The sequence below is a fragment of the Bradyrhizobium agreste genome, assembly GCF_016031625.1.
In the GTDB taxonomy this organism is placed as follows: domain Bacteria; phylum Pseudomonadota; class Alphaproteobacteria; order Rhizobiales; family Xanthobacteraceae; genus Bradyrhizobium; species Bradyrhizobium agreste.
The window spans coordinates 45,824-70,885 of record NZ_JACCHP010000015.1 but is presented as its reverse complement, the minus strand read 5'-3'; the positions used below and the strand labels follow the sequence as shown (position 1 = coordinate 70,885).

The following is a 25,062-nucleotide window of genomic DNA, read 5'->3' as shown; positions in this document are numbered from 1 at the left end:
CCTTGCCGATCTTGAACAGCAAATCGCATCAATCCTCGCGCTGGTTGCCGCTGGCGAGCGGATAACAGTCACAACCGCCGCTGAGCGCACCGGAATCCCAGCCGGCATCATCACGATCGTCCGCGCGATCCGCTATGCGGTTGCGGATGAATTGCTGGAACTGGTCGATCCCTTGGGCCAGTCGCGCCACTAGGACAATCATCATCATGACCAGAACTGACAAGCCGCGCCGGCGCTCGCCGGCCGCGAACACTGCCGCGCGCGCCACGCTCGGCGCACCATTCCGGGCCGGCACGGCGGCCGTGCGCTTGGCAAGCGAGGACACCGCCGCTCGATTTGCATCGAGCACCTACAACCCAAAAACGCGAACGGTTATCGCCGTCTTGTCCGTCGGCGCGCGCGTTCCGAGGTTTGGGGCCTTCGAGGAACTATCGATCGCAACGGATGCGATCGATCTTCGCCGTGTGGCGCTCGGGCAGGTTCGCTTGCTCGACAGCCATGATCGATCTTCGGTCGATGCCATCTTGGGCGTCGTCACTGACGCATGGATCGAAGGCGGCAAACTGCTTGGCCGTATCCAATTTTCTGAAACCGACGCCGGTCGCAATGCCGAGGGCATGGTCGCACGCGGCGAGGTTACGGCGATTTCGGTCGGCTACCGCGTCAACGTTTGGACGCGGGTCGGCATCGAAAATGATGTCGAAATCTGGCGCGCGGACGAATGGGAATTGCTGGAAGCATCCCTTGTGTCCGTTCCCGCCGACGCAGATGCGCTGATCCGTTCGGCGCAGACCACTCTCAACACACACCTGAAAGGAAACCGGATGGACCCGGAAGTGATCGATAATTCTAACAATGAAAATACTCGCCAGATCGACGTGCGCTCGCCGCAGAACGATGGTGCGCGGCAGGTGATGTCCGATCGCGAGGTTCGCGAAGCTTACGACATCGCGGAGCGCGCCGGCATCCCGCTCGATTTCGTGCGCCGGCACGTCGACTCCGGCGGCACGATGGCTGATTTCCGCGAACGTACGTTTGAACGGCTCGCGGACAATGCCAACCGGACTCGCACCAACGCCGCGCGCAGCGACGAGACGTTCGAGAATCCGGACTTTCTGAATCGGTCGATCGTCGATGCGCTGTATTCCAAGATGACCGGCAAAGCACCGACGGGTGCTGCTGTCGAGTTGGCCGGCCGCTCGATGTTGGAGATGGGCGCCATGATCCTGCAGTCGCGCGGCGAGCGGGTGTCGTGGGCCAACCGCGTCACCCTGGCTGATCGCGTTCTGACGCGATCGGGGCATACGACTTCCGACTTCCCGAACCTGCTTACGCTCGCCGGGAATCGCGTGTTGGCCGATGCGTATCAGATCGCGCAGACGCCGCTGAAACAGCTTGCGCGTCGGCGAACCGCCATCGACTTCCGGCCGGTCTCGATCTTGCGGCTCAGTGAGGCACCGCGCCTCGATAAGGTTCCTGAAGGTGGCGAGGTCAAGCACGGCTCTCGGGTTGAGGCCAAGGAAGGTTTTGCGATCGATACCTACGCAAAAATCTTCGGCATCTCGCGGCAGGCGATCATCAATGACAACCTCGGCGCATTCGGCGAAACGTCGGGCGACTTCGGTCGCGCCGCCGCATCGACGGAGGCTGATCTTATCGCCGGCTTGCTGCTGGCGAACGGCGGCGACGGCGCGAATCTCAACGACGGCAATCCCGTCTACAGCACCGGGCGGGGCAACAAGGCGGCGGCCGGTTCGGCGATCACTGTTGATGCGCTCGGCGCCGGCCGCAAGGTTTTGCGCGATGTGACGGATATCGACGGCAAGACGCCTCTGAACGTGGTGCCTCGCCATCTCGTCGTCGGTAGCGCGAAGGAAACCGAGGCGGAACAGGTGCTGCACGAGATTTCTGCGGTGCAGGTTGATGAGGTTAACCCGTTCCCGGGCAAACTCACCCTGCATGTCGAGCCCCGGTTGATCGGAAACTCGTGGCGCCTCTTTGCCGATCCGGGCCAGTTGGCGACCCTCGTCATTGCGTATCTCGCCGGTCGCGAAGGCCCGCAGATCGACCTGCAACAGGGTTGGGACGTGCTCGGCGTCGAATTCCGCGCCGTGCTCGACTTCGGTTGCGCCATGCAGGATTGGCGCGGCACGTACCTGAATCCGGGCGCGTAAAGCCAGCACATCAATTTGCGGAGCCGCCCTAGGGCGGCCACGCACTACCGTGAGTGGGCATCTCCTGTAGGGCGAGCGGCCACGTCCTCGCCGAAAGCGATCCTCCCCGCCCACTCGCGGCTCCGCACGTCGGGGCCAAGGATCGTTGTGGCCGCACTTTCCTTTTTCAGAAACCCCGCCCCTGACCGGCGGGGTTTTTGCTTTAATACGGACGAAATCCACCATGACCTCGAACCGCTCAACAGATGTGCGCGCTAAGAAAAGCGCCGCCAGTGGTGGGCCGAGCGAGGCTATGCGCGCGCTTGTGCGGGCGCTTGCGCGCGCCGACGCGATCGAGGATTATCAGCGCCGGAATGGCAATCTTGAGGGGGGCAGCGTTGAAAGCAGCGATCTACGCCCGGTTTAGCGATAAAGAGAAGCAAACCGACAAATCGATCGAGGATCAGGTCGCGCTTTGCCGGGCGATGTGTGAGCGCGACGGCTTGACCGTCGTGCAGGTCTATTCCGATCACGGAATTTCCGGCGCCAGCACCCTTAACCGGCTCGCCCTGCAACGCCTGATGCGCGACGCCAAGGCCGGCAAGTTTGCCGTCGTCGTCGCGGAGTCGCTCGATCGCATCTCGCGCGATCAGGAAGATTTGGCCGGCATACACAAGCGCCTGAACTTCGCCCGCGTCGAGATCAGAACATTCGTCGATAACACCGTCGGCGAGATTCACGTCGGCGTTAAGGGACTCGTCGGTGCCCTCTATCTCAAAGACCTCGCGCAAAAGACGCGACGCGGGCAAGCCGGCGTCGTGCGCGACGGCCGCCACAATGGCGGGCGCAGTTTTGGTTATCGGCCGGTGCTCGGGCGCCCCGGCATTCTGGAAATCGACGAGACCGAGGCCGACACCGTGCGGCGGATTTTCGAGCTATACCTCGACGGAAACACCCCCCGCGAGATCGCCGCCCGGCTCAACAAAGAACGCGTGCCCGGCCCGCGCGGCGGCGTGTGGAACGCCTCGACGATCGGCGGCAGTCGCACGCGCCGCAATGGCATCCTGCAAAACGATCTCTATGCCGGGCGCATCATCTGGAATCGGCAATCTTTCGTCAAAGACCCGGAAACCGGCCGGCGCATCAGTCGGCCCAATCCGCGCGACCAATGGATGCAGGCCGACGCCGAGCATCTGCGCATCATCGACGCTAATACATGGGCACGCGCGCAAGCCCGTGTCGGCGATCGCGCCGGCACGCCGCACAAGGCGCGCCCGGTGCATCTTTTGTCGGGCCTCGTGAAGTGCGGCAAGTGCGGCTCGGGCATGATCGCGTGCGGCTCGGGCAAAGACGGCATCCGCCTTATGTGCTCGCGCCGGAAGGAAACCGGCTTGTGCGACAACGCGCTCGGCGTGCCGCGATCCGTCGTCGAGGAACGCGTGCTCAAGGGGATCGAGCAACACCTCGCCGATCCCGATCTCGTCGCCGAGTATGTCGCCGAGTATCACCGCATGAGCCGCGAATTGAACAGCAAGGCCGCCGGCAAAATCCGGGCGATCGAGAAGCGCCTCTCGACGGTTAACACCTCGATCGGCCGGCTCGTGGATGCGATCGTTTCGGGCACCCCGGCCCGCGCGGTGCAAGACCGCCTAGCCGCCCTTGAGGCCGAGCGCGACGAGATCGAGCGAGAGCGCGCGGCCGTCGGCGCCGATCCCGTCGAGTTTCATCCCAACGCAGCCAATGCCTACCGGCTCAAAATCAGGTCGCTCAAGAAATGGCTGGCGGATTCGGGCGAGGAAGCGCGGCAGGCCGCCTTCGCCGGCATCCGTGAGATTGTCGAGAAAGTGACGATCCATCCGCGCGGGCCGGGCGAGCCGGTGGGGATCGAGATCGACGGCCAACTCGCCGCGATCCTGCGACTCTCCGACACCGTTACCGGGGCCGTCGAGTCGCAGGGGGCGATGGTTGCGGGGATAGGATTTGAACCTATGACCTTCAGGTTATGAGCCTGACGAGCTACCGGGCTGCTCCACCCCGCGTTAAACCTTTGCACGCCTTCGGTTAAATCCTGGGGACGGTCGGTTGAGGCCGGCGCTGGCCGCGCTGGCTTTCCGCATCCGTCCCAAAGGCTTCCTTGGAAGGCGACCCCCGGGCAATGCCCGTCGGGTGCGGGGGGTATGTATCAAGGCGGGCTGCCTTTGGAAAGGGCTGCGGGAACGTTTTTTTCGACTTTGTGACAGGAGGATGGATGGATTTCCGCACCATTCCGCGCGCTCTTGCCAGAAGTTCCACATAGGGCGAGCTTGCGGCAACAAGATTAGGGTGAAACGCCTGGGGTCATTCCGGGGCGCGAAGCGAACCCGGAATCTCGAGATTCCGGGTTCGCGCTTCGCGCGCCCCGGAATGACGAGAAAAGGGGGAAACAACATTGACCGACACATGCGATTTCGTCGTCGTGGGCGCAGGCTCGGGCGGCTGCACCGTTGCGGGGCGGCTGTCGGAGGATGCGGGGACATCCGTCGCGCTGCTCGATGCGGGTGGACGGAACGACACCTGGCGGATCACCACGCCATTCGGGCTCGCGTTGCCCTACGCCGCGGCCAACTGGGCCTTCGATACCGTGCCGCAGAAGGGATTGAACGGCCGCATCGGCTATCAACCGCGCGGCAAGGGCCTCGGCGGGTCCTCGGCGATCAACGCGATGGTCTACATCCGCGGCCACAAATGTGATTACGACCATTGGGCCGCGCTCGGCAATGCAGGCTGGTCGTATGCGGACGTGCTGCCCTATTTCAAGGCTTCCGAGCACAACGCCGATTTCGACGGCGAATATCACGGCAAGGGCGGCCCGCTGCATGTCAACAGGCTGCGCTCGGACAATCCGATCCATGACGTCTTCCATCAGGCCGCGCGCGAAGCGCAGTTCCGCATCCGCGAGGACTTCAATGCCGAGGACCACGAGGGACTCGGCAGCTACCAGGTGACCCAGCGTGGCGGCGAGCGTTGGAGCGCGGCGCGCGCTTATGTGGCTCCTCACTTGAACAAGCGGCCGAATCTGCGGGTCGAGACGGGGGCGCAGGCAACCAAGATCCTGTTCGAAGCAGGACGCGCGGTCGGCATCGAATATGTGCAGGGCAGGCAGACCAAGCAGCTGCGCGCCCGCCGCGAGGTGATCCTCGCCGCCGGCGCCTTTCAGTCGCCGCAGCTGTTGATGCTGTCGGGACTAGGTGACGGCGACGCGCTGGCCGCGCACGGTATCGCCGTCGCGCATCACCTGCCCGGCGTCGGGCGCAATCTGCAGGACCATCCGGATTTCGTCTTCGTCTACGCCTCCGACTATCCGCACTTCGTTCACGCCTCGCTCGGCCGGCTGCCATCCCTGCTGCGCGGTATCCGGCGATATCGCCGCGAGCGACGCGGCGTGATGACCACCAATTTCGCCGAGTGTGGCGGCTTCCTGAGGACCCGGCCCGATCTCGACGTACCGGACATCCAGCTCCACTTCGTCATCGCGATGCTCGATGACCACGGCCGCAAGAAGCACAAGGAGGCGGGCTTCTCATGCCATTTCTGTCTGCTCAGGCCGAAGAGTCGCGGCAGCATTTGGCTGAAAAGCGCCGATCCGCTCGCAGCGCCGCTGATCGACCCGAACTTTCTGGGCGAGGCGGAAGATCTCGAGGCGATGGTTGGCGGATTCAAGACGACGCGACGGCTGATGGAGACGCCTGCGATGCGGGCATTGCAGAAGAAGGACATGTTCACATCCGACGTGAGGACGGACGATGACATCCGCGCCATTCTGCGCGCGCGCGTCGACACCGTCTATCACCCCGTCGGCACCTGCAAGATGGGCACGGACGCGATGGCCGTGGTCGATCCGGCGTTGAAGGTGCATGGCATCGGAGGGTTGCGCGTCGTCGACGCCTCGATCATGCCGACGCTGATCGGCGGCAACACCAATGCACCGACCATCATGATCGGGGAGAAGGCGGCGGACATGATCCGAGGGGAGGTGCGGGCGAGTTGAGCCACCGTGTCGCGCCATACTCCGCTGTCGTCCCCGCCTAGTGCGCAATTGCGCACGGGGGCGGGGACCCATAACCCCAGGGAGGAGTCATGTACGAGATGGCAACTCCGAGTCTTCGCCAAACATCTGCCTGTGGTTATGGGTCCCGGCTCGCGCTGCGCGCGCCCCGGGACGACAGCGGGGCTCAACTCAACAAGAACCCGCCATCCACGGTCACCACGCTCCCCGTCATGTAGCGCGAGGCGTTTGAGGCCAGCAGCAGAATCGCGCCGTCGAGATCGGACTCGGCGCCGACGCGGCGTTGCGGGATGCGTTTGGCGAGGCGCTCGCCTGCCGGCGTCGACCAGAAGGCGTGGTTCATCTCGGTATCGATATAGCCGGGCGCGAGCGCGTTGATGCGGATGTTCTGGCCCGCGAGCTCGAGTGCCATCGCTCGCGTCGCCTGGATGATGCCGGCTTTGGAGATCGCGTAAGGCGAGAGCGCCTTCAAGACGCCGGTGCCGAGCACGGAGGCGATGTTGACGATGTTGCCCGGCTGCTTGCGCGCGATCATGCGGCGCGCCACTTCCGTTGCGAGGAAATAGGCGCCCTTGAGATTGGCGCCGATCACCGCATCCCAGTCCGCCTCGGTCTGCTCGGTCGCGAGCTTCTCGATGGCGATGCCGGCATTGTTGACCAGCACCGTGACGGGGCCGAGCGCGGCTTCGGCGGCATCGACGGCCTTGGCGATCGAGGCGGTGTCGGTGACGTCGAGCGCGACCGCCGCCGCGCGGCCACCCTTGCCGCGAATGTCCTCTTCCAGGCTCTTCAATTTGTCGGTCTGCCGCGCAGCCAGCGCGACGGCCGCACCATGCGCCGCCAGCACCCGGGCAAATTGCCGGCCCAGCCCCTGGCTCGCGCCCGTGACGAGGATGGTTTCTTTACTGACGTCGAATAGGTCTGACATGACGCGTTCCTCGCGCGGTTCTCTTAAGCTTCGGAGCCACCAATACAGACGATTTTAGCGATCTGAAACCGGAATGATCGGCTCGGCCGTCATTCGTTTCGTCGGGTCGGGGATGTGCCGACGCTTCCGCCGGAAGCCGCCGCCCCCGCATTTGCATCGCCGCAGCGCGCGCCATGCATTTTGGTGCGAGCCCGTCCCTTATCAGCGGCGCCGCAGTTGGCTAAAGTGCGGCCCGTTCAAAACCTGCCTGATTGTTACGGGAGTGAAACAGTGGATCTTGGGATCAAAGGTCGCCGCGCCATCGTCTGCGCATCCAGCAAGGGTCTCGGGCGGGCCTGCGCCGTCTCGCTGGCCGAGGCCGGCGTTCACGTCACGCTGACCGCGCGCGGCGCCGAAGCGCTGAAAAAGACCGCCGATGAGATCCGCAAGGCCTATCCCGACGTGACGGTTACCGAGATCGTCGGCGACATCACGACGCCGGCGGGCCGCGAGGCGGTGCTGAAGGCCTGTCCCGAGCCCGACATCCTGATCAATAACGCCGGCGGCCCGCCGCCCGGCGATTTCCGCAACTGGACCCGCGACGACTGGATCAAGGCGATCGACGCCAACATGCTGACCCCGATCGAGCTGATCAAGGCGACGGTCGACGGCATGATGGCGCGCAAGTTCGGCCGCATCGTCAACATCACCTCGGCCGCGGTGAAGGCGCCGATCGACATCCTCGGCCTCTCCAACGGCGCCCGCGCCGGCCTCACGGGCTTCATCGCCGGCCTGTCGCGCAAGACTGTGATCAACAACGTCACCATCAATGGCCTGTTGCCGGGCCCGTTCGAGACCGATCGGCTCACCGGCACCGCGAAGGCCGAGGCCGACAAGCGTGGCGTCAGCCCTGAGCAGATCCTGGCAGAGCGCGCCAAGCTCAATCCCGCGGGGCGGTTCGGCCAGCCCGACGAGTTCGGCTATGCCTGCGCCTTCCTGTGCGGCGCCAAGGCCGGCTTCATCACCGGCCAGAACATTCTGCTGGATGGTGGTGCGTTCCCGGGCACGCTGTAAGCGCATCTCGCTCTCCCCGTTGTTGCGGGGAGAGCGCTCTCCGCCTCACCGTCGCTTGGTCGGCTCGTCCTCATCCTGCTGGCTCGGCGCGGAGGAATCGGCGGTCGTGCGCTCATCGGTCCAGTCAATGCCGAATTCGTCGAGCCCGTTCGCGAGCAGATCGCCCAGCATGGGCTCGCCGAGCAGATAATGCACCGTTTCGCGCCGCGGGCTGCGATATTCCCGGCGCGTCTCCGCCGCGCGGGCGCGCAGATCGTCCCAATCATCGATCGTGCCGTCGCCGCGGCCGAGCCAGGTCAGCGCGACGAGGTCGAGCTGCTCATCCTCGTTCAAGGCGATCATGAAGCTTCCGAGCTCCTGGACGACAGGATCGGAGCCGTCGTCCTCGAGCACATCGAGCGCGTCGTCATCGCTCGGGTTCGAGCCGGAATCCGGATCGGTATCGCCCTCCTTGACGTCGAATTCGCGCGCCTTCTCGATGATGAAGGCGAGCTTTTCAGCAGATATCGCAAGCTCTGGCATGGCTCCTCCTCTGGTTCCCGCGATAACGCCGCATCGCGTCAGATGATCCATTGCGCATCCCCGCGGAAAACCGCATGTTTCGACGCCAAAGCAAGAACATGGGGAGGTGCCGGATGCAGTGGAAAGTGGGCAGGGTCAAAATCACCAAGGTGGTGGAATTGGAGACGGTCGGCTCAACCCGTTTCATCCTGCCGCTCGCAAGCAATGAGGAAATTCGTAAACTGCCCTGGCTGAGCCCGCATTTCGCCACAGAAGAAGGCCGGCTGAAAATGTCGATCCATTCGCTGGTGGTGGAAACGCCGTCGCGCCGCATCGTGGTCGATACCGGCCTCGGCAACGACAAGCAGGGCCGCAACGTGCCGACATGGAACAACCGCGATACACCGTTTCTGGAGACGATGATTGCGGCCGGCTTTCCGCCCGAGAGCATCGACACCGTGCTGTGCACGCATCTCCACGTCGACCACGTCGGCTGGAATACGAAGCTGGTCGATGGCTCATGGGTGCCGACCTTTCCCAAGGCGCGCTACATTTTCGGCAGGACCGAATACGAATATTGGCGCGACCATTCGACCGAGCCGGACAAGCAGGCCGTGTTCGGCGATTCCGTCCAGCCGATCGTCGACGCCGGCAGGGCCGATCTGATTCCGAGCGACCACAGGCTCTGCGAGGAGATCAGCATGATCCCGACCCCGGGCCACAGCCCCGGCCACATGAGCGTCCTGATCCGGTCCGACGGCGAGCAGGGCCTGCTCACCGGCGACGTCGCCCACCACCCCTGCCAGATGGCGCATCTCGACTGGTCCTCCACCGCCGATTCCGACCAGAGGCAATCCGCCGCGACCAGGGCGGCGCTGTTTGGCCGCTTCGCCGACACGCCGACGCTGGTGATCGGCGGGCATTTTTCGGCCGGGCACATCAAGCGTGACGGCGACGCGTTCAGGTTTGAGGCGCTGGGGTGATCTCCGTTTTGAGCGGTTGAATTTCCCGCCGCCCTGTTCCAAGAAGCTATTCAACCGATCGGTCCAATTTCCAGGGAGAAACGAGAATGAAGCTTGTTCGTTATGGCGAGAAGGGTGCGGAAAGGCCTGGTCTGATCGACAGATCCGGCCAGTTGCGCGACCTGTCGGCACATGTGAAGGACCTCACCGGCGAGGCCTATTCGCCGGAATCCCTGAAGAAGCTGGCGGCGCTCGATCCCGCCTCGCTGCCCGCCGTCTCCGGCAAGCCGCGGTTCGGCGCGCCCGTCACCGGCATCTCGAAATTCGTGGCGATCGGCCTCAACTATTCCGACCATGCCAAGGAGACCGGCGCCGAGATTCCGGGCGAGCCGATCATCTTCATGAAGGCCAACACCTCGCTGTCGGGCCCGAACGATCCGGTCGAGAAGCCGCGCGGCTCGACCAAGCTCGACTGGGAGGTCGAGATCGCCGCCATCATCGGCACCCGCGCAAAGTACGTCTCGGAAGCCGACGCGCTGAACCACGTCGCCGGCTATTGCGTCTGCAACGACGTCTCCGAGCGCGCCTTCCAGATCGAGCGCCTGGGACAGTGGACCAAGGGCAAGTCGCACGACACGTTCGGCCCGCTCGGGCCGTGGCTCGCCACCAAGGACGAGATCAAGGACGTGCAGAACCTCTCCATGTGGCTCGACGTCAACGGCCAGCGCCGCCAGACCGGCTCGACCAAGACCATGATCTTCTCGATGGCCAAGTGCATTTCCTATGTCTCGCAGTTCATGACGCTGCTGCCCGGCGACATCATCACCACGGGCACCCCGCCCGGCGTCGGCCTCGGCATGAAGCCGCCGACCTTCCTCAATGTCGGCGACGTCGTGACGCTCGGCATCGAAGGTCTCGGCGAGCAGCGCCAGGAGATTGTGGCGGCGTAGGCGCGATTCCCTCTTCGTCATTCCGGGACGATGCGAAGCATCGGACCCGGAATCTCGAGATTCCGGGTCCGGCGCTGACGCGCCGTCCCGGAATGACAACAAGGACCCAAAATGAAGCTCACCTTCTCCCCCGCCTCGCCTTTTGCCCGCAAGGTACGCATCGCCGCGATCGAGCTCGGGCTGATCGACAGAATCGAGCTCGTGCCCGCGAGCGTCGTGCCCGGCACGGCCAACGAGGACTATTCGAAGATCACGCCGCTGAAGAAGCTGCCGGTGCTGATAACCAATGACGGCGACGTGATCCTGGATTCCTACGTCATCGTCGAATATCTCAACGAGATGGCCGGCGGCAGCCTGATCCCGGATTACGGCCCGCGGCGCTGGAAAGCCAAGACCAATCACTCGCTGATCAACGGCATGCTCGATTCCATGCTGCTGTGCCGCTACGAGAAAATGGTGCGGCCGCAGGGCCTGCAATGGCAGGCCTGGTCGGACGACCACTGGAACAGGGCCTGGACCGGCATGGCGCGCTTCGAGAACATGCCTGACGTGCTGAACGGCCCGTTCGACATCTCGCAGATCGGCCTCGTTTGCGTGCTCGGCTATGCCGACTTCCGCTTCGCCGATTGCGGCTGGCGCAAGGCCTATCCCAAGCTCGACGCCTTCTACCAGAAGATGCAGGAGCGGCCCTCGGTGAAGATCTCAGTGCCGCCAGCGGCATAACCCGCGGTGTTCTCATGAGCCTGAAGTTCTCGGTCGGCGATCTCACCATCTATCGCGTCATTGAGCAGGAGACCTCGTTCGTCCCGGCGCTGGAGATGCTGCCGGGATTGACCGCGGAGGTGCTGGCCGAGAACCGCGCGTGGATGCGGCAGGCGAAGGCGCTGGACGAGCAGGACGTGCTGCTGCTGTGCTTCCAGTCCTATGTGGTGAAGACGTCGCACCACACCATCCTGGTCGACAGCTGCATCGGCAACGACAAGCCGCGCCCCAATCGGCCGAAATGGAATATGAAGACCGACGACACCTATCTGCGCGGCCTCAGCGCCGCCGGGTTTTCGGTCGACGACATCGATTTCGTGATGTGCACGCATCTGCATGTCGACCATGTCGGCTGGAACACGCGGCTCGAGAACGGCCGCTGGGTGCCGACCTTCCCCAAGGCGCGCTATTTGTTTGCGAAACAGGAATTCGATCACTGGTCGGCGCAGAACGCCAAGGCGGAGATCCCGCCCTTCGCCGACAGCGTGCTGCCGGTGGTCGAGGCTAACAGGCACGAGCTCGTCGGCAACGACCACGAGATCGGTGACCACGTCCGCATCCTGCCGACACCCGGTCACACGCCGGGCCATATCGCCATCACGATGGGCCGCAGCAAGGACGATGCGGTGTTCTCGGGCGATCTCATGCACTCGCCGCTGCAGACGCTCTATCCGGAGCTGTCGATCAAGTTCGACGTCGATCCGGCCGCCGCCGCGAAGACGCGCCGCAGCTTCCTGGAACGCTATTGCGACACCGACACGTTGTGCTGCACCGCGCATTTTCCCTCGCCATCGGTGGGGAAGATCCGGCGCAAGGGCAACGCGTTCGTGTGTGCGGCGGTGTGATTTAGCCGAGTTCGCGCGACGAACTCCCATCCTCCCCTGGAGGGGAGGATCGGTTCGCATGCAGCGAAGCGGAATGCGAACCGAGGTGGGTGACGGTCTCTCCGCGTTGAACACTGCCCGTGTGGAGAGATCACCCCACCCCGCTCGCGCTTCGCGCGAACGACCCTCCCCCTCCAGGGGAGGGTAACAAGACGGAGGAAACATCATGCTTGATCTCCCCCCACCTCCCCTGCCCGCCGGAATCCGCTCGCGCACCATCGATGGCATCAACGGCTTGCGGATGCATGTGCTGGAGGCCGGTTTCGAGAGCAAGGGGCGGCCCTGCATCCTGCTGCTGCACGGCTTTCCCGAGCTTGCCTTCTCCTGGCGCAAGGTGATGCCGGCGCTGAGCTCGGCCGGCTACCACGTGATCGCACCGGACCAACGCGGCTACGGCCGCACCACGGGATGGAGCGCGGACTACGACGACGATCTCGCGCCGTTCTCGCTGTTCAATCTCGTGCGCGATGCGCTCGGCCTGGTGTCGGCGTTCGGCTACAGGCAGGCCGACGTGGTCGGGCACGATTTCGGCAGCCCGGTTGCAGCCTGGTGCGCCTTGATCCGGCCCGACGTGTTTCGCTCGGTGACGATGATGAGCGCGCCGTTCGGCGGTCCGCCGGCGCTGCCGTTCGGCACTGTCGACAATCCGGCGAAGCCCGCGGCGGAAGACCCGGTGCATCGCGAGCTCGCCGCGCTGCCGCGGCCACGCAAGCACTATCAATGGTACTACTCGACGCGCGAGGCGAACGCCGACATGCACCGCGCGTCGCAAGGCGTGCATGATTTCCTGCGCGCCTATTATCATCACAAGAGCGCGGACTGGACCGACAACAAGCCCTATCCGCTGCGAGCATGGTCGGCGCAGGAGCTGGCGAAGCTGCCGACCTATTACGTGATGGACTTGCACGAGACCATGGCCGAGACGGTCGCGAAGGAAATGCCGTCGGCGGCCGCGATTGCCGTCAATCAATGGCTGCCGGACCGCGAGCTCGCTTACTACAGCGTCGAATACAGCCGCACCGGATTCCAGGGCGGGCTGCAATGGTATCGCTACGGCACGTCAGGCATGCTGAACAACGAGATGCAGCTGTTCGCGGGCCGCAGCATCGACGTGCCCTCCTGCTTCATCTCGGGGAAGCAGGATTGGGGCACCTATCAACGGCCCGGCGCATTCGAGACGATGCAACGCAGCGCGTGCACGAAGATGCTCGGCTGCCATCTCGTCGACGGCGCCGGCCATTGGGTGCAGCAGGAGCAGCCGGTGGAGGTAAGTCGGTTGCTGCTCGACTTCCTCGCGAAGGCCCGCACAGCCTGATTTGACCCGGAACCCCTAGCTCCTATATAGTTTAGAACTATTCTAAATTTTGGAAGCCAGGGCCGCCGTGAAGAATTTCGCCGATCTGACCGAGCGCGAGGTGCTGGCGGTCGCGATCTCCTCCGAGGAGGAGGACAGCCGCATCTACATGACCTTCGCCGAGGATCTGAAGGAACGCTATCCGGACTCGGCCAAGCTGTTCGAGCAGATGGCCGAGGAGGAGCGCGGCCATCGTCACATGCTGCTGGAAATGTACGAGCAGCGCTTTGGCCAGCATCTGCCGCCGATCCGCCGCGAGGACGTCAAGGGCTTCCTGCGCCGCCGCCCGATCTGGCTGACCAAGAACCTGCCGCTCGATACGATCCGCCGCGAAGTCGAGACCATGGAGCTCGAGGCCGAGCGCTTCTACGCCAAAGCCGCCGAGCAGGCCGAGGATGTCAACGTGCGCCGGCTGCTCGGCGATCTCGCCGAGGCCGAGAAGAGCCACGAGCACACCGCGGCGCGGCTGACCGACGAGATCCTGAAGCCCGACGTGCGCGCCGAGGAAGACCGCACGCGCCGGCGCATGTTCGTGCTGCAATATGTGCAGCCGGGCCTCGCCGGCCTGATGGACGGCTCGGTCTCGACGCTGGCACCGCTGTTCGCGGCTGCCTTCGCCACGCACCAGAACTGGCAGACATTCCTGGTCGGCCTTGCCGCCTCGATCGGCGCAGGCATCAGCATGGGATTTGCGGAAGCGCTGTCCGACGACGGTTCGCTGACGGGGCGCGGCTCGCCCTGGCTCCGCGGCATCACTTGCGGCGCGATGACGACGCTGGGCGGGCTCGGCCACACCGCGCCGTATCTGGTGCCCGACAGCTGGGCCAACGCATTCTGGATCGCAACCGTCATCGCCTGCGTCGTCGTGTTCTTCGAATTGTGGGCGATCGCCTTCATCCGCTCGCGTTACATGGACACGCCGTTCCTCCAGGCCGTGTTCCAGATCGTGCTCGGCGGCGCCATCGTGCTGGCGGTGGGGATCGTGATTGGGGCGGCGTAGACGTTCCGTCCCGCCAGAATATCAATCGCGATCAAACAGCCGTTGCAGCATTCGGCCAAACTGCGCATCATTCTTCGACAACAAGAACAGGAGAAGCGACGTGGCAAGGTCGGAATGGAGTTTCAAGAGCGCCGTGGAGCTGTCGGCCGCATTGACCGCGAAGAAGGTTTCCGCAGGCGAGCTCACGCGGGATGCGATCGACCGCATCGAGCGGCACGATGCCAAGGTCAACGCGATCTGCGTGCGCGACTTCGATCGCGCGCTTCAAGCAGCGCGCGATGCGGACGCCGCTTTGGCACGCGGCGAGCGCAAGCCCTTGCTCGGCCTGCCGGTCACGGTGAAGGAATCCTACAACGTCGCCGGCCTGCCGACGACCTGGGGCTGGCTCCCGCAGAAAGATTTCAAGCCGGCGGAGGATGCGCTCTCGATCAGCCGGGTGAAGAACGCCGGCGGCATCATTATCGGCAAAACGAACGTTCCCGTGGGGCTGGGTGACTGGCAGAGCTACAACGACATCTACGGCACGACGAACAATCCGTACGACCTTGGCCGCACGCCCGGTGGCTCGTCGGGCGGCTCGTCGGCAGCCCTTGCGGCCGGCTATGGCCCGCTGTCGCTCGGATCCGACATTGGCGGTTCGCTGCGCGTGCCGGCGTTCCATTGCGGCGTCTACGCGCACAAGCCGACCTACAATCTGTGTCCCACGCGCGGCCATACGCCGCCTCCGTTTCCGGCGATTCCGATGGAACGCGACATGGCGGTGATCGGACCGATGGCCCGCGGTGCGGCCGATCTCACGCTGCTGCTGGACGTGATGGCCGGCCCCGACCCGCTCGACCTCGGCATCGGGTACAAGCTCGCGCTGCCGGAGCCGCGCCATGCGTCGCTGAAGGATTTCCGTGTGCTGGTGATCGACAGCCATCCGTTGCTGCCGGCCAATGCCGAGATTCGCGGCGCGATCGAACATCTGGCCAGTCGATTGACGAGCATCGGCGCAAATGTTGCGCGCGAAAGCCCGCTGTTTCCGGACTTCCGCGAGGCCTCGCGTCTCTACATGCGCATGCTGATGAGCTTTCTCGGCGCGTTCTTTGCACCCGACATTCTCGCCGGTGCCCGTGCCGGCGCAGCGCAGCTCTCGCCCGACGACACGAGCCTTGCCGCGGAGCGGCTGCGCGGCATGACCAGCACTCATCAGGCCTGGGTGTTCGACGAGGGCGCGCGCGCCGGGCTGCGCGCGCAATGGCGGCAATTGTTCAGGACGTTCGATGCGGTGATCTGCCCGATCATGCCGACGCCGGCCTATCCGCATGATCATTCGCCGGAACAGGAAAAGCGCCGGATCAATATCGACGGCAAGGATCATGTCTATCCGGACCAGCTCGCCTGGCCCGGCATCGCCACGCTTCCGGGTTTGCCGGCCACGGCGATCCCGCTCGGCCTGTCGAAGGACGGCCTGCCGGTCGGCGTTCAGATCGTCGGCCCCTTCCTCGAAGACAGGACGCCGCTCAAGCTCGCCGAGCTGATCGAGCGCGAGTTCGGCGGCTTCGTGCCGCCGAAGATGTTTGACGATTAGCGGTCCTTCGTCATTGCGAGGAGTTCTTGCGACAAAGCAATCCAGACTGCATCCGCGGAAACAGTTCTGGATTGCTTCGCTTCGCTCGCAATGACGAAGGTAAATCGCTCAACTATCGAACACGATCACGCTGCGCAGCGTCTTGCCCGCCTTCATGTTGGCAAAGCCTTCGTTGATCTCGGAGAGCTTCAGCTTGGCCGAGATCCAGTCTTCGAGATGCAGCCGGCCACGCAGGTAGAACTCGACCAAGCGCGGCATGTCCACGCGGAAATGGTTCGAGCCCATCGAGGAGCCCTGGATCTTGCGCTCGCGCAGGAAATCGAAGCCGTGCAGCTCGATCTTCTGACCGAACGGGATCATGCCCACGATGGTGGCGGTGCCGCCGGAGGCGAGCATGGCAAAGGCCTGCTCGGCCGTCTCCTTGCGGCCGAGCACCTCGAAGGAATGGTGCACGCCGCCATTGGTGAGGTCACGCACCTGCTTGACCACGTCGCCGTCGGCCGGGTTGATGATGTCGGTCGCGCCCAGCTTGGTCGCGAGCTGGAGTTTTGCGGGATTGGTGTCGATGGCGATGATGCGGCCGGCGCCGGCGATCTGCGCGCCGTTGATCGCGGCCATGCCGACGCCGCCGCAGCCGATCACGGCCACGGTCTCGCCGGCCGTCACCTTTGCGGTGTTCACCACCGCGCCATAGCCGGTGATGACGCCGCAGCCGATCAGGGCGGCGAGATCTAGCGGCATGTCCTTGCGGATCTTCACGATGGCGTTTTCGTGCACCAGCATCTGCTCGGCGAAGGAGGAGAGATTGAGAAACTGGTGCAGCTTCTCCGGCTTCGACCATTGCATGCGGTTGGAGACGCCCGGCAGCATTTTCACCGTCGCGTCAGTACAGAGCACGGTGCGGCCGGTGGTGCAATTGTCGCAGGTGCCGCAGAAGACGGACAGACACGTGACGACGTGGTCGCCCGGCTTCACATAGGTCACATCGGAGCCAACCTGCTCGACCACGCCGGCGGATTCGTGCCCGAGCACCGCCGGCAGCGGATGCGGATAGAGCCCTTCCATGAAATGCAGATCGGAGTGGCAGAGCCCGGCAACCGCGGTGCGGATCAGCACCTCGCGCGGCCCCGGCTTCGGCAGGCTGATGTCCTCGATGACGAGCGGCTGGTTGACTTCATAGAGGACGGCGGCCTTCATCGGTGTTTCCTCGGTTATCGTTGGTTCGTTGTATGTTGCTCGTGCGGCGGTTCTTCACCTCTCCCGAAGGGAGAGGTCGGAAGCGCATCGAAGATGCGATTCCGGGTGAGGGGTTCAGGTCTCTGGATGAAGCGCAACCCCTCACCCGGATCGCTGACGCGATCCGACCTCTCCCTTCGGGAGAGGTGAAGAGAGCCTACGCCGCCAGAATCAGTTCGCCAACCTCGCTCATGCCGCTTGCGCGATCGCCGAGCAGCAGTTCGGCCATCTTCGCTTGCGCGGCATTTTCCGTCAGCCGGAACGGATCACTCGGCGTTACGCGATGGTCGATCACGAGGCGCGAGAGCAGCAGCCGGCGTGCATCGCCGCGCATGCCGTGGATGCGATGTGCTTCCCAGGCGAGGGCGACCGCGCTGGCGACGTGATAGAGCACGCTGGTGGCGCGCCGCGCATCAGCTTCGTGCTCGGACTTAGCCGCGACTTCGCGCGCGAAGCCGACGGCACGGTCGGTGAGGCCACGCAAATTGTTGCGCCAGGCCTGCGGCACCGAGCCGCTGTCGTCGAGCCGGGCGTGCAGATCGGCCGCAAGCGCGGATTCTGCGCCGTGGCGGCCCACTGCGCGGCGGAGCGCATCGATCGCGACGATGTTGCCGGTCCCTTCCCAGACCGAGCCCAGATGCGCATCGCGCAGCAGGCGGGCGGTGGCGAATTCCTCGATATAGCCGATGCCGCCGCGCATCTCGAGCGCATCGCCGCAAACCTTGCGCGCATCGCGCGTGGCACGGAATTTCAGCGTCGGAGTGAGAATGCGCAGCAGCTCCGCAGCGTCCTGGCTGCCGGCCTCGGCACGGTCAAGCGCATCCGCCGTGAGGAAGCTCATCGACAGGCCCTGCTCCACCGGCAGCATGATCTTCAGCATCTGCCGCCGTCCGAGCGGCAGATCGATGATGCGCTGGCCGAACACCACGCGGTTGGTCGCCACCGTCATCGCGTCATGATAGGCGCGGCGCATCAGCGCCGTGGACTTGACGCCGTTGGAGAGCCGCGAGGAATTCACCATCTCGGCCATCTGCACGAAACCGCGGTCGAGCTTGCCGACCGCATACGCGATCGCGCCTTCGAGCTTGATCTCGCCCGAGGCCATCGAACGCGTGCCGAGCTTGTCCTTGAGGCGCACGATCCGGTAATGGTTCTGCGTGCCGTCGTCGAGGAAGCGCGGCATCAGGAACAGGCCGACGCCGCGCGTGCCGGGCCCGGCGCCTTCGGGGCGCGCCAGCAGCATCACGACTTTCGCATCGGCATTCGAGCAGAACCATTTCTCGCCGTAGAGGCGCCAATGGTCGCCCTCCTGCACCGCGCGCGTGGTCAGCGTGCCAACGTCGGAGCCGCCTTCCTTCTCGGTCATGAACTGGCCTCCTTGCGTCAGCTTGCTCATGTCGGTCGAGGTGAGGCCGTCCAGATATTTCGCCTTCAGCGCCTCGCTGCCGAAATTCGCCAAGAGCTTGGCGCAGCCGTCGGTGACGTTGATCGGGCAGCCCATGCCGAATTCGGTCTGGTTGAACAGGAAGGTGAAGGCGTGCTTGGCGACAACAGGGTATTTGTCCGGCCAGCCCATGATGCCCTTAGCGATCGAGAGCGCGTGGATGCCGAACTCACCAAACGCGGCGTTCTCCAGCTCGCGATAGGCCGGGTGATATTCGATCCATTGCACGTCGCGGCCGAACTTGTCGCGCTGGTGCAGGATGGGCGTGTGCCGGTCGGCGAGCCGCGCGCATTCGTCGAGATGGCCGCCGGCGAGCTCGCCGAGCCGGTCGAGATACGGCTCGATGTGGCGGAACAGATTCTCCGGCAGATGGATGCGGAGCAGGTCCGCGAGCGCGGGATCGGCGCGGTAGAAATTCATGCCTGATGTATCGGGCGCCAGCAGGCCGGATGGTGCGGCCGCGACATCTTTTGGCTGCGCTGTCACCGGTCTGGGCATGATCGTCCTCTTCGTTTCCGTCCCGCGGCAATTCTTTGCGCTTGCCGCTTTGGATGATGTCGATCATGCTCCAGTCGCGGACCGCGATAAAGCCGCAAAATGTCAGGGCGGCATGATCGCCGCGAGGGAGCAATTCGTCTTGCGGAATTGTGGCCGCGCCGGCTGGTTGTCCGCGCGGACCATGCATAGATCAGCGGCTCCCTTGTTCCGAGAGATCACGCCATGGAACATCCGAAATACAAGATCGCCCTCATCGTCGGTGCCGGCGAAGGCCTCAGCGCGTCGCTGGCGCGCCTGCTTGCGGCGCAGGGCATCCGCGTCGCGCTCGCCGCACGCAGGATCGAGAAGCTTGGCGCGCTCTGCACCGAGACCGGGGCCAAGGCCTATGCCTGCAATGCCGCCGAGCCCGAGGAGGTCGAGCGGCTGTTCGGCCTGGTCGAGCGCGAGATCGGCACGCCAGATCTCGTCGTCTACAATGCCTCCGGCCGCACGCGCGGGCCGTTCGTCGACCTCGTCCCGGCCGAGGTCGCGCAGGCGATTGCGGTCAGCGCCTATGGCGGCTTCCTGGTGGCGCAGCAGGCGGCCAAGCGGATGCTGCCGAACCAGCACGGCGCGATCCTGTTCACCGGCGCCTCGGCCAGTGTCAAGGGCTATGCGCAGTCCGCGCCCTTCGCGATGGGCAAGTTCGCGCTGCGGGGACTTGCCCAGAGCATGGCACGCGAATTGTCGCCGCAGGGCATCCATGTCGCGCATTTCGTGATCGACGGCGGCATCCGCAGCGCGACGCGGACCGACCCGGTGGACAAGCCGGACTCGACGCTCGATCCCGATGCAATCGCGCTGAGCTATTGGAACGTGCTGCAGCAGCCGCGCAGCGCCTGGAGCTGGGAGCTGGAGCTGCGGCCCTGGGTCGAGAGGTTTTGACGGCAAGCCAACAACAACAATCCGTCATTGCGAGGAGCGAAACGACCAAGCAATCCAGACTGCCTCTCCGGAAAGACCCTGGATTGCTTCGCTTCACTCGCAATGACGAACTAGGGAGAAACCATGACCAGCGAAACCACAATCGACACCGGCACCAGTGAACTCCTCTGCGTCGTCCGCGACCGCGTCGCCGTGATCACGCTGAACCGGCCGGAGGCGCGCAACTCGCTGTCGGATGCGCTGACGCCGGCGCTGCGCACGATGATCCGCAGCTGCGGCGAGAATCCCGATGTCGGCGCGCTGCTGCTGACCGGCGCGGGCGAAGCCTTCTGCGCCGGCGGCAACGTCAAGGGTATGGGCGCGCATCGCGACAAGGCGAAGCTCGACATGTCCTTTGACGACAAGGTCGCCGATCTGCAGGAGCGGCAGCGGCTGCTCACCGGCGCGCTGGTGTCGGTGCGCAAGCCGACCATCGCTGCGCTGCCCGGCCCCGCGGTCGGCGCCGGGCTCGCCATCGCCATGGCCTGCGACATCCGCATCGCCGCGCAATCGGCCTTCGTCGCCAGCGGCTATGTCCGCATCGCGCTGTCAGGCGATTACGGCATCGCCTGGCTGCTCACCCGCCTGGTCGGCACCGCGCGGGCGCGCGAATTGATGTTCACGGGCGAGCGCGTCGATGCCGCGCGCGCCGAAGCGATCGGCCTCGTCAACCGCGTCGTGCCCGACGACAAGTTGCAGACCGAGGCATTCGCGCTGGCCAAATCGCTCGCCGAGGGCCCGCGCCTCGCACTGCGCTACATGAAGGACAATCTCGACGAGGCCCTGCTGTTCGACTTCGAGACCGCGCGCGACCACGAAGCCGAGCGGCTGGTCCGCCTCACCACGACCGCCGACCACAAGGAGGCGGTGCAGGCCTTCATCGAGAAGCGCAAGGCGGTGTTCACGGGGAAGTAGGGGCGCCTAACGCCCAGGGCGTCATTCCGGGGCGATGCGGCGGGACCGCGCAAGGCGCGGCCCGGAGCATCGAACCCGGAATCCATTAGGCTGCAAGCCGAGCCGCGAAATGGATTCCGGGTTCGCGCTACGCGCGCCCCGGAATGACGGTGGAGAGAGAGCGACGGCAAAAAAACGCCCGGCTCTGGCTTGGCCAGGCCGGGCTGCAGTCATGTCAGGCCGAGGCTGAGGGGCTGTCGGCCTGACGGGAAAGGGCGGCGAGGCGCCAGCTCGCACAGGGAATGTCTTGCGGAGCTGCGCTGATCTCCTTGTCGAAGCGCACCAGTTTCCAATCATCAGGGTGGTTGACGAAGGTGAAGCCGGATTTGCGCGCGAGCGAGACCATGGCCTCATTGGAGCGCAGCGTATCGCCGAAGATGTGCTCGGCCCCAAGGGCGGCGGCGCGGCATTCGAGATTCTTCATCAGCGCGGTGGCGATGCCGTGGCCCTGCCAGCGGTCATCGACCGAGAGGCCGAACTCGAGCGTCGCGGTCTCGGCATGGAAGGCATAGCGGGCTTCGGCCACGATGGTCTCGAAGCCGTCGACCATCATGGTCGCCACGACGGTGAAGCGATCGCGCGCGCCGACCTCGAGGAAATCGTGCAGCAGGCCCTTCGGCAATTCGCTGATCGCGCCGAAGAAGCGGTTGTAGCGGGAGCGCGTCGAGAGCGAACGGAAATAGTGCTGCAGCTCATCGGTGTCGCGCGGCTCGATGAAGCGGACATTGAGCCGCTCGCCGTGCCTTGTGCGCAGCACGTCCGAATATTGCTTGAGGTCTTCGAGGCGGAAAGTGCTCATGACACGTGCCAGGCGGAAAAGGGGACCGCCGGCGCCCCTGTGCTCAGGCGGCGCCGGCCTGGCGGCCTATCAGGCCCGCCAGAAGGGTTTGTCGGCCTCGTAGGCGATGTCGGACCAGGACAGCCCGACGTCGTGGAGGTCGCGGGCGGTCCAGTTGGTCAGCTCGCGGCGGGTCCGATAGCGTTCGTGCCAGACGTGAAGGGTCTCGCCGATCTGCTGGAGCAGGCCCGGTACATGATGATTTGTCATCGAATTGTCAGTCAGCGTAGACATTTTCAGCTCCTGGAGCTAAGTTGACCGCTAATATCTGCCTGCTGCTGCGCCGCGACAAACGACAATTTGTACCTTTTCGCATGAAATAACGTCATGCATCCTGCTGCCAAATGACTGCCAGATTGCCCTCCCTGAACGGATTGCGGGCGTTCGAGGCCGCCGCGCGCCATCTCAGCTTCACGTTGGCAGCCAGCGAGCTGAACGTGACCCAGACCGCGATCAGCCATCAGATCCGCAGGCTGGAGGAGGAGCTCGGCATCCGCCTGTTCATCCGGCAGAACCGCGCGCTGGCGCTGACGCCGGAGGCGCGCGACTATCTGCCGGGCGTTCGCGCCGCCTTCAACGATTTGCGCCTCGCCACCGACCGGCTGCTGCGGAAGGAGGACGACAAGGTGCTGACCGTGTCGACGCTGGCCTCGCTCGCCGCCAAATGGCTGCTGCCGCGGCTGACCGATTTCCAGGAGCAGCATCCCGGCATCGACGTGCGCATCACCACCTCGACCAGCCTCGTCGATTTCCAGCGCGACAATGTCGACGCCGCGATCCGCTATGGCCGCGGTCAGTGGCCGGGCGTGCGCGCCGATTGGCTGATGGCGGACGAGCTGTTTCCGGTGTGCAGCCCCTCGCTGCTGCGCGGCGACAAGCCGCTGCGCCGGCCGGAGGATTTGCGCAACCATCCGCTGCTGCACACATCTAACACCAATAGCGACGACTGGCGGCTATGGCTGACCGCGGCGGGCCTGCCGGCCGACATCGCTAGGCACCCGGGCATCACCTTCGACATGATCTTCATGACCATCCAGGCGGCGATCGACGGCATCGGCGTCGCCATGGGACGGACCTCCTACGTGCAGGATGACATCGCCAAGGGCCGGCTCGTCGTGCCGTTCAAGATCGCGCTGCCGGCCGATGCCGGATTCTACCTGGTCGCACCCGAGGGCCACCGCGAGGCACCGAAGCTTGCCGCATTCCGACGATGGGTGCTCGCGGCGGCGCAGAACAAGGCGTGAAGAAAACAGCGGCTCCCGCCCCGCTGTCATTCCGGGGCGCCTCGAAGAGGCGAGCCCGGAATCCATTTCTCCTAGCATTTCTGTCGCACGATGGATTCCGGGTTCGCGCTACGCGCGCCCCGGAATGACAGCGAGAGTTACAGCTCCACCACCACGTAATCACTCTCGATCCTGACCGGGATCGTTTCGGCGACATACGGTCCCTTCACCACGCTCGCGCCCGGCTCGACATGGGCGGGATAGGCCTTCACGCGGAAGCGGCGGGGGTCGCAATAGGATTGGCCGGTGCGGATATCGAACTCCCAGCCGTGCCAGGGGCAGCGGATGATCTCCCCCAGCTTGGTGTATTCGATCTCGCCGGGATTGCTCGACTGTGCGAGACCGATCAACGGCCCCTCGCACAGCGCCGCGCCCTGATGCGGGCAGCGGTTCATCAGGCCGAAATATTCGCCCTTGATGTTGAAGACCGCGATCGGCCGTCCGTCGATCTCCAGGAATTTTCGCGTGCCGGGCGGAAGTTCATCCACTGGCGCAATGACGTGCCGCGCCATGCTTATGTTTTCCGCATGATCTGATCGAAAAACCGCTTCACACTTTTTCGGATCATGCGGTGATCCCATACAGCTTCTTTGCATTGCCGAGATAGAACGCCTCGCGATTGGCCTCGCTGACGCCCGCCGGCAGCACGCGCGAGGGCTCGTCATAGTCCCAATGCGGATAGTCGGTCGCGAACAGCAGCTTGTCCCAGCCGATCCATTTGATGACGTCGAACAGATCCTCGCGCCGTTCAGGATCCTCCATCGGCTGCGTCGTCCACCACACCTGCTCGCGGATATATTCCGACGGCGGCCGTTTTACATGCGGCACCTCGCTGCGCAGCCGCTGCCAGGCCTTGTCGAGCCGCCAGCACAGCGACGGCGCCCAGCCGAAGCCGGCCTCGATCATCACCATCTTCAGTTTCGGGAAGCGCTCGAACACGCCCTCCAGCACCAGGCTCGCCAGCGCCGATTGCTGGCACTGCGAATGCCCGACCATCTCCTCGATATAATAGGACGGCCAGCCCGACGGCGTGATCGGATTGCCGCCGAAGCCGAAGGCGTGGACGCCGACGGGGAGCCCCGCTTCTTCCGCAGCCTGGTAGATCGGCCAGTAACGGCGCTGGCCGAGCGGCTCGACATTGCGGCTGAGCAGCAGCACCTGCACGAAGTTCTTGTCCCCGGCGCGCTCGCGGATCTCTGCGGCCGCCGACGGGCCATCTTCATTACCGACGACGATGGACGCTTTCAGCCGCTTATCCTTGCTGGTCCATTTGTCGATCTGCCAGTCGTTGATGGCCGAGCACAGAGCGGCCGAGAGCTCGTGATTGCGGATGCCCTGCCCGGTGTTGAGCGGGTTGAGCACGCCGAGCTGCACGTTGTTGGGATCGAGCAATTGCTTCTGCATGAAGGCGAGCGAGGAGCCCTGCGGGCCGCCTTCAGGCGGATAGGCATCGCGGCGCGAGGCGTTGGGCTGGGCCTTCGGATAGGGCGGGCCTTCCATCATGCCCTGATAGGCATGGACGCCGTAGACTTCGAGGTGATGCTGCCAGCGTTTGGCGAGGTAGGGATAGAGCTCGGTGGGTGTCGTTCGTGCCGGATGGATGTCGCAGTCCGCGATTGCGGGTTTGACGGTCAGTGGGGAAGCGGCTTCTTGGTTCTCGCGGAACTGGATATTCATCGCC

General features: G+C 64.6%; 23 protein-coding genes, 1 tRNA gene and 1 pseudogene. 14 read left to right on the top strand and 11 right to left on the bottom strand.

Annotation, left to right across the window (positions count from 1 at the left end; all coding sequences use genetic code 11):
• Positions 1-28: 28 nt before the first annotated feature.
• Positions 29-208, bottom strand: a complete 180-nt coding sequence (locus HZZ13_RS22020) for a hypothetical protein (protein WP_197961625.1) — start codon at positions 206-208, stop codon at positions 29-31.
• Here HZZ13_RS22020 and HZZ13_RS22015 point away from each other — a divergent pair.
• Together HZZ13_RS22015 and HZZ13_RS36910 are read left to right on the top strand one after the other, a co-directional pair.
• Positions 207-2,174: a prohead protease/major capsid protein fusion protein gene (locus HZZ13_RS22015; RefSeq protein ID WP_197961624.1), complete on the top strand. Its 1,968-nt coding sequence runs from the start codon at positions 207-209 to the stop codon at positions 2,172-2,174. The genes HZZ13_RS22020 and HZZ13_RS22015 overlap by 2 nt on opposite strands.
• 245 nt (positions 2,175-2,419) lie before the next feature.
• Positions 2,420-3,547: pseudogene (locus HZZ13_RS36910) on the top strand (recombinase family protein); the annotation flags it as partial.
• 255 nt (positions 3,548-3,802) lie between these two features.
• On the opposite strand, the gene HZZ13_RS36905 reads toward HZZ13_RS36910, so the two are convergent.
• Both HZZ13_RS36905 and HZZ13_RS22005 read right to left on the bottom strand, forming a co-directional pair.
• A complete protein-coding gene (locus HZZ13_RS36905; RefSeq protein ID WP_246504521.1) occupies positions 3,803-4,054 on the bottom strand; it encodes a hypothetical protein in 252 nt (83 codons plus the stop codon).
• Between the two features lie 61 nt (positions 4,055-4,115).
• Positions 4,116-4,192: transfer RNA gene (locus HZZ13_RS22005), tRNA-Met, on the bottom strand.
• Positions 4,193-4,581: 389 nt separating this feature from the next.
• Between HZZ13_RS22005 and HZZ13_RS22000 the strand changes: the two genes are divergently transcribed.
• On the top strand, positions 4,582-6,180 hold the full coding sequence (locus tag HZZ13_RS22000; protein WP_197961623.1) for a GMC family oxidoreductase: 1,599 nt from the start codon (positions 4,582-4,584) through the stop codon (positions 6,178-6,180).
• A gap of 184 nt (positions 6,181-6,364) precedes the next feature.
• Here HZZ13_RS22000 and HZZ13_RS21995 read toward each other — a convergent pair whose 3' ends face one another.
• Entirely contained in the window at positions 6,365-7,126 is a 762-nt protein-coding gene (locus HZZ13_RS21995) for an SDR family oxidoreductase (RefSeq protein WP_197961622.1), read from the bottom strand.
• A 270-nt stretch (positions 7,127-7,396) separates the two neighbouring features.
• Between HZZ13_RS21995 and HZZ13_RS21990 the strand changes: the two genes are divergently transcribed.
• Positions 7,397-8,179, top strand: coding sequence for an SDR family oxidoreductase (locus HZZ13_RS21990; protein WP_197961621.1), 783 nt, complete (start codon positions 7,397-7,399; stop codon positions 8,177-8,179).
• 45 nt (positions 8,180-8,224) lie between these two features.
• On the opposite strand, the gene HZZ13_RS21985 is transcribed toward HZZ13_RS21990, so the two are convergent.
• Positions 8,225-8,701, bottom strand: a complete 477-nt coding sequence (locus HZZ13_RS21985; protein WP_197961620.1) for a DUF3775 domain-containing protein — start codon at positions 8,699-8,701, stop codon at positions 8,225-8,227.
• Positions 8,702-8,814: 113 nt separating this feature from the next.
• Between HZZ13_RS21985 and HZZ13_RS21980 the strand changes: the two genes are divergently transcribed.
• The 7 genes from HZZ13_RS21980 (at position 8,815) to HZZ13_RS21950 (ending at position 16,165) form a co-directional block, all read left to right on the top strand.
• The gene (locus HZZ13_RS21980; protein WP_197961619.1) at positions 8,815-9,663 is read left to right on the top strand and encodes an MBL fold metallo-hydrolase; all 849 of its coding nucleotides are present in this window, start codon (positions 8,815-8,817) and stop codon (positions 9,661-9,663) included.
• An 86-nt stretch (positions 9,664-9,749) separates the two neighbouring features.
• Positions 9,750-10,592: a fumarylacetoacetate hydrolase family protein gene (locus tag HZZ13_RS21975; protein ID WP_197961618.1), complete on the top strand. Its 843-nt coding sequence runs from the start codon at positions 9,750-9,752 to the stop codon at positions 10,590-10,592.
• Between the two features lie 111 nt (positions 10,593-10,703).
• On the top strand, positions 10,704-11,315 hold the full coding sequence (locus tag HZZ13_RS21970) for a glutathione S-transferase family protein (RefSeq protein ID WP_197961617.1): 612 nt from the start codon (positions 10,704-10,706) through the stop codon (positions 11,313-11,315).
• Positions 11,316-11,329: 14 nt separating this feature from the next.
• Entirely contained in the window at positions 11,330-12,199 is an 870-nt protein-coding gene (locus tag HZZ13_RS21965) for an MBL fold metallo-hydrolase (protein WP_197961616.1), read from the top strand.
• Positions 12,200-12,404: 205 nt separating this feature from the next.
• Positions 12,405-13,553, top strand: a complete 1,149-nt coding sequence (locus HZZ13_RS21960; protein ID WP_197961615.1) for an alpha/beta hydrolase — start codon at positions 12,405-12,407, stop codon at positions 13,551-13,553.
• A 67-nt stretch (positions 13,554-13,620) separates the two neighbouring features.
• Entirely contained in the window at positions 13,621-14,592 is a 972-nt protein-coding gene (mbfA, locus tag HZZ13_RS21955; protein WP_197961614.1) for an iron exporter MbfA, read from the top strand.
• A gap of 100 nt (positions 14,593-14,692) precedes the next feature.
• Complete coding sequence (locus HZZ13_RS21950) at positions 14,693-16,165, top strand: amidase (RefSeq protein WP_197961613.1); 1,473 nt, start codon at positions 14,693-14,695, stop codon at positions 16,163-16,165.
• Between the two features lie 108 nt (positions 16,166-16,273).
• Here the strand turns inward: HZZ13_RS21950 and HZZ13_RS21945 are convergent, their stop codons facing one another.
• Both HZZ13_RS21945 and HZZ13_RS21940 read right to left on the bottom strand, forming a co-directional pair.
• Entirely contained in the window at positions 16,274-17,362 is a 1,089-nt protein-coding gene (locus HZZ13_RS21945) for a Zn-dependent alcohol dehydrogenase (RefSeq protein WP_197961612.1), read from the bottom strand.
• 196 nt (positions 17,363-17,558) lie between these two features.
• Positions 17,559-19,343 carry an acyl-CoA dehydrogenase family protein gene (locus HZZ13_RS21940; RefSeq protein ID WP_197961611.1) on the bottom strand — a complete coding sequence of 595 codons (1,785 nt, stop codon included), beginning with the start codon at positions 19,341-19,343 and terminating at the stop codon, positions 17,559-17,561.
• Positions 19,344-19,565: 222 nt separating this feature from the next.
• Here HZZ13_RS21940 and HZZ13_RS21935 point away from each other — a divergent pair, with 222 nt between their 5' ends.
• Both HZZ13_RS21935 and HZZ13_RS21930 read left to right on the top strand, forming a co-directional pair.
• A complete protein-coding gene (locus HZZ13_RS21935) occupies positions 19,566-20,267 on the top strand; it encodes an SDR family NAD(P)-dependent oxidoreductase (protein WP_197961610.1) in 702 nt (233 codons plus the stop codon).
• A gap of 123 nt (positions 20,268-20,390) precedes the next feature.
• Entirely contained in the window at positions 20,391-21,221 is an 831-nt protein-coding gene (locus HZZ13_RS21930) for an enoyl-CoA hydratase (protein WP_197961609.1), read from the top strand.
• 214 nt (positions 21,222-21,435) lie between these two features.
• On the opposite strand, the gene HZZ13_RS21925 is transcribed toward HZZ13_RS21930, so the two are convergent.
• Both HZZ13_RS21925 and HZZ13_RS21920 read right to left on the bottom strand, forming a co-directional pair.
• Complete coding sequence (locus HZZ13_RS21925) at positions 21,436-22,059, bottom strand: GNAT family N-acetyltransferase (RefSeq protein WP_197961608.1); 624 nt, start codon at positions 22,057-22,059, stop codon at positions 21,436-21,438.
• A 69-nt stretch (positions 22,060-22,128) separates the two neighbouring features.
• Positions 22,129-22,332: a DUF1127 domain-containing protein gene (locus tag HZZ13_RS21920; RefSeq protein WP_197961607.1), complete on the bottom strand. Its 204-nt coding sequence runs from the start codon at positions 22,330-22,332 to the stop codon at positions 22,129-22,131.
• Positions 22,333-22,442: 110 nt separating this feature from the next.
• Between HZZ13_RS21920 and HZZ13_RS21915 the strand changes: the two genes are divergently transcribed.
• Positions 22,443-23,342, top strand: a complete 900-nt coding sequence (locus HZZ13_RS21915) for a transcriptional regulator GcvA (protein WP_197961606.1) — start codon at positions 22,443-22,445, stop codon at positions 23,340-23,342.
• Between the two features lie 137 nt (positions 23,343-23,479).
• On the opposite strand, the gene HZZ13_RS21910 is transcribed toward HZZ13_RS21915, so the two are convergent.
• Positions 23,480-23,893, bottom strand: a complete 414-nt coding sequence (locus HZZ13_RS21910; RefSeq protein ID WP_197961605.1) for a Rieske (2Fe-2S) protein — start codon at positions 23,891-23,893, stop codon at positions 23,480-23,482.
• A gap of 52 nt (positions 23,894-23,945) precedes the next feature.
• Positions 23,946-25,058, bottom strand: coding sequence for an amidohydrolase family protein (locus tag HZZ13_RS21905; RefSeq protein WP_197961604.1), 1,113 nt, complete (start codon positions 25,056-25,058; stop codon positions 23,946-23,948).
• Positions 25,059-25,062: the final 4 nt, after the last annotated feature.

Coding starts and splice junctions, on each gene's coding strand:
- HZZ13_RS22015 (WP_197961624.1), top strand. CDS start 207: ATGACCAGAACTGACAAGCCGCGCCGGCGCTCGCCGGCCGCGAACACT.
- HZZ13_RS21935 (WP_197961610.1), top strand. CDS start 19,566: ATGGAACATCCGAAATACAAGATCGCCCTCATCGTCGGTGCCGGCGAA.
- HZZ13_RS21910 (WP_197961605.1), bottom strand. CDS start 23,893: ATGGCGCGGCACGTCATTGCGCCAGTGGATGAACTTCCGCCCGGCACG.
- HZZ13_RS21905 (WP_197961604.1), bottom strand. CDS start 25,058: ATGAATATCCAGTTCCGCGAGAACCAAGAAGCCGCTTCCCCACTGACC.
- HZZ13_RS21925 (WP_197961608.1), bottom strand. CDS start 22,059: ATGAGCACTTTCCGCCTCGAAGACCTCAAGCAATATTCGGACGTGCTG.
- HZZ13_RS21930 (WP_197961609.1), top strand. CDS start 20,391: ATGACCAGCGAAACCACAATCGACACCGGCACCAGTGAACTCCTCTGC.
- HZZ13_RS21985 (WP_197961620.1), bottom strand. CDS start 8,701: ATGCCAGAGCTTGCGATATCTGCTGAAAAGCTCGCCTTCATCATCGAG.
- HZZ13_RS21945 (WP_197961612.1), bottom strand. CDS start 17,362: ATGAAGGCCGCCGTCCTCTATGAAGTCAACCAGCCGCTCGTCATCGAG.
- HZZ13_RS22020 (WP_197961625.1), bottom strand. CDS start 208: ATGATGATGATTGTCCTAGTGGCGCGACTGGCCCAAGGGATCGACCAG.
- HZZ13_RS21975 (WP_197961618.1), top strand. CDS start 9,750: ATGAAGCTTGTTCGTTATGGCGAGAAGGGTGCGGAAAGGCCTGGTCTG.
- HZZ13_RS21980 (WP_197961619.1), top strand. CDS start 8,815: ATGCAGTGGAAAGTGGGCAGGGTCAAAATCACCAAGGTGGTGGAATTG.
- HZZ13_RS21960 (WP_197961615.1), top strand. CDS start 12,405: ATGCTTGATCTCCCCCCACCTCCCCTGCCCGCCGGAATCCGCTCGCGC.
- HZZ13_RS21995 (WP_197961622.1), bottom strand. CDS start 7,126: ATGTCAGACCTATTCGACGTCAGTAAAGAAACCATCCTCGTCACGGGC.
- HZZ13_RS21940 (WP_197961611.1), bottom strand. CDS start 19,343: ATGCCCAGACCGGTGACAGCGCAGCCAAAAGATGTCGCGGCCGCACCA.
- HZZ13_RS21915 (WP_197961606.1), top strand. CDS start 22,443: ATGACTGCCAGATTGCCCTCCCTGAACGGATTGCGGGCGTTCGAGGCC.
- HZZ13_RS21920 (WP_197961607.1), bottom strand. CDS start 22,332: ATGTCTACGCTGACTGACAATTCGATGACAAATCATCATGTACCGGGC.
- HZZ13_RS21965 (WP_197961616.1), top strand. CDS start 11,330: ATGAGCCTGAAGTTCTCGGTCGGCGATCTCACCATCTATCGCGTCATT.
- HZZ13_RS21970 (WP_197961617.1), top strand. CDS start 10,704: ATGAAGCTCACCTTCTCCCCCGCCTCGCCTTTTGCCCGCAAGGTACGC.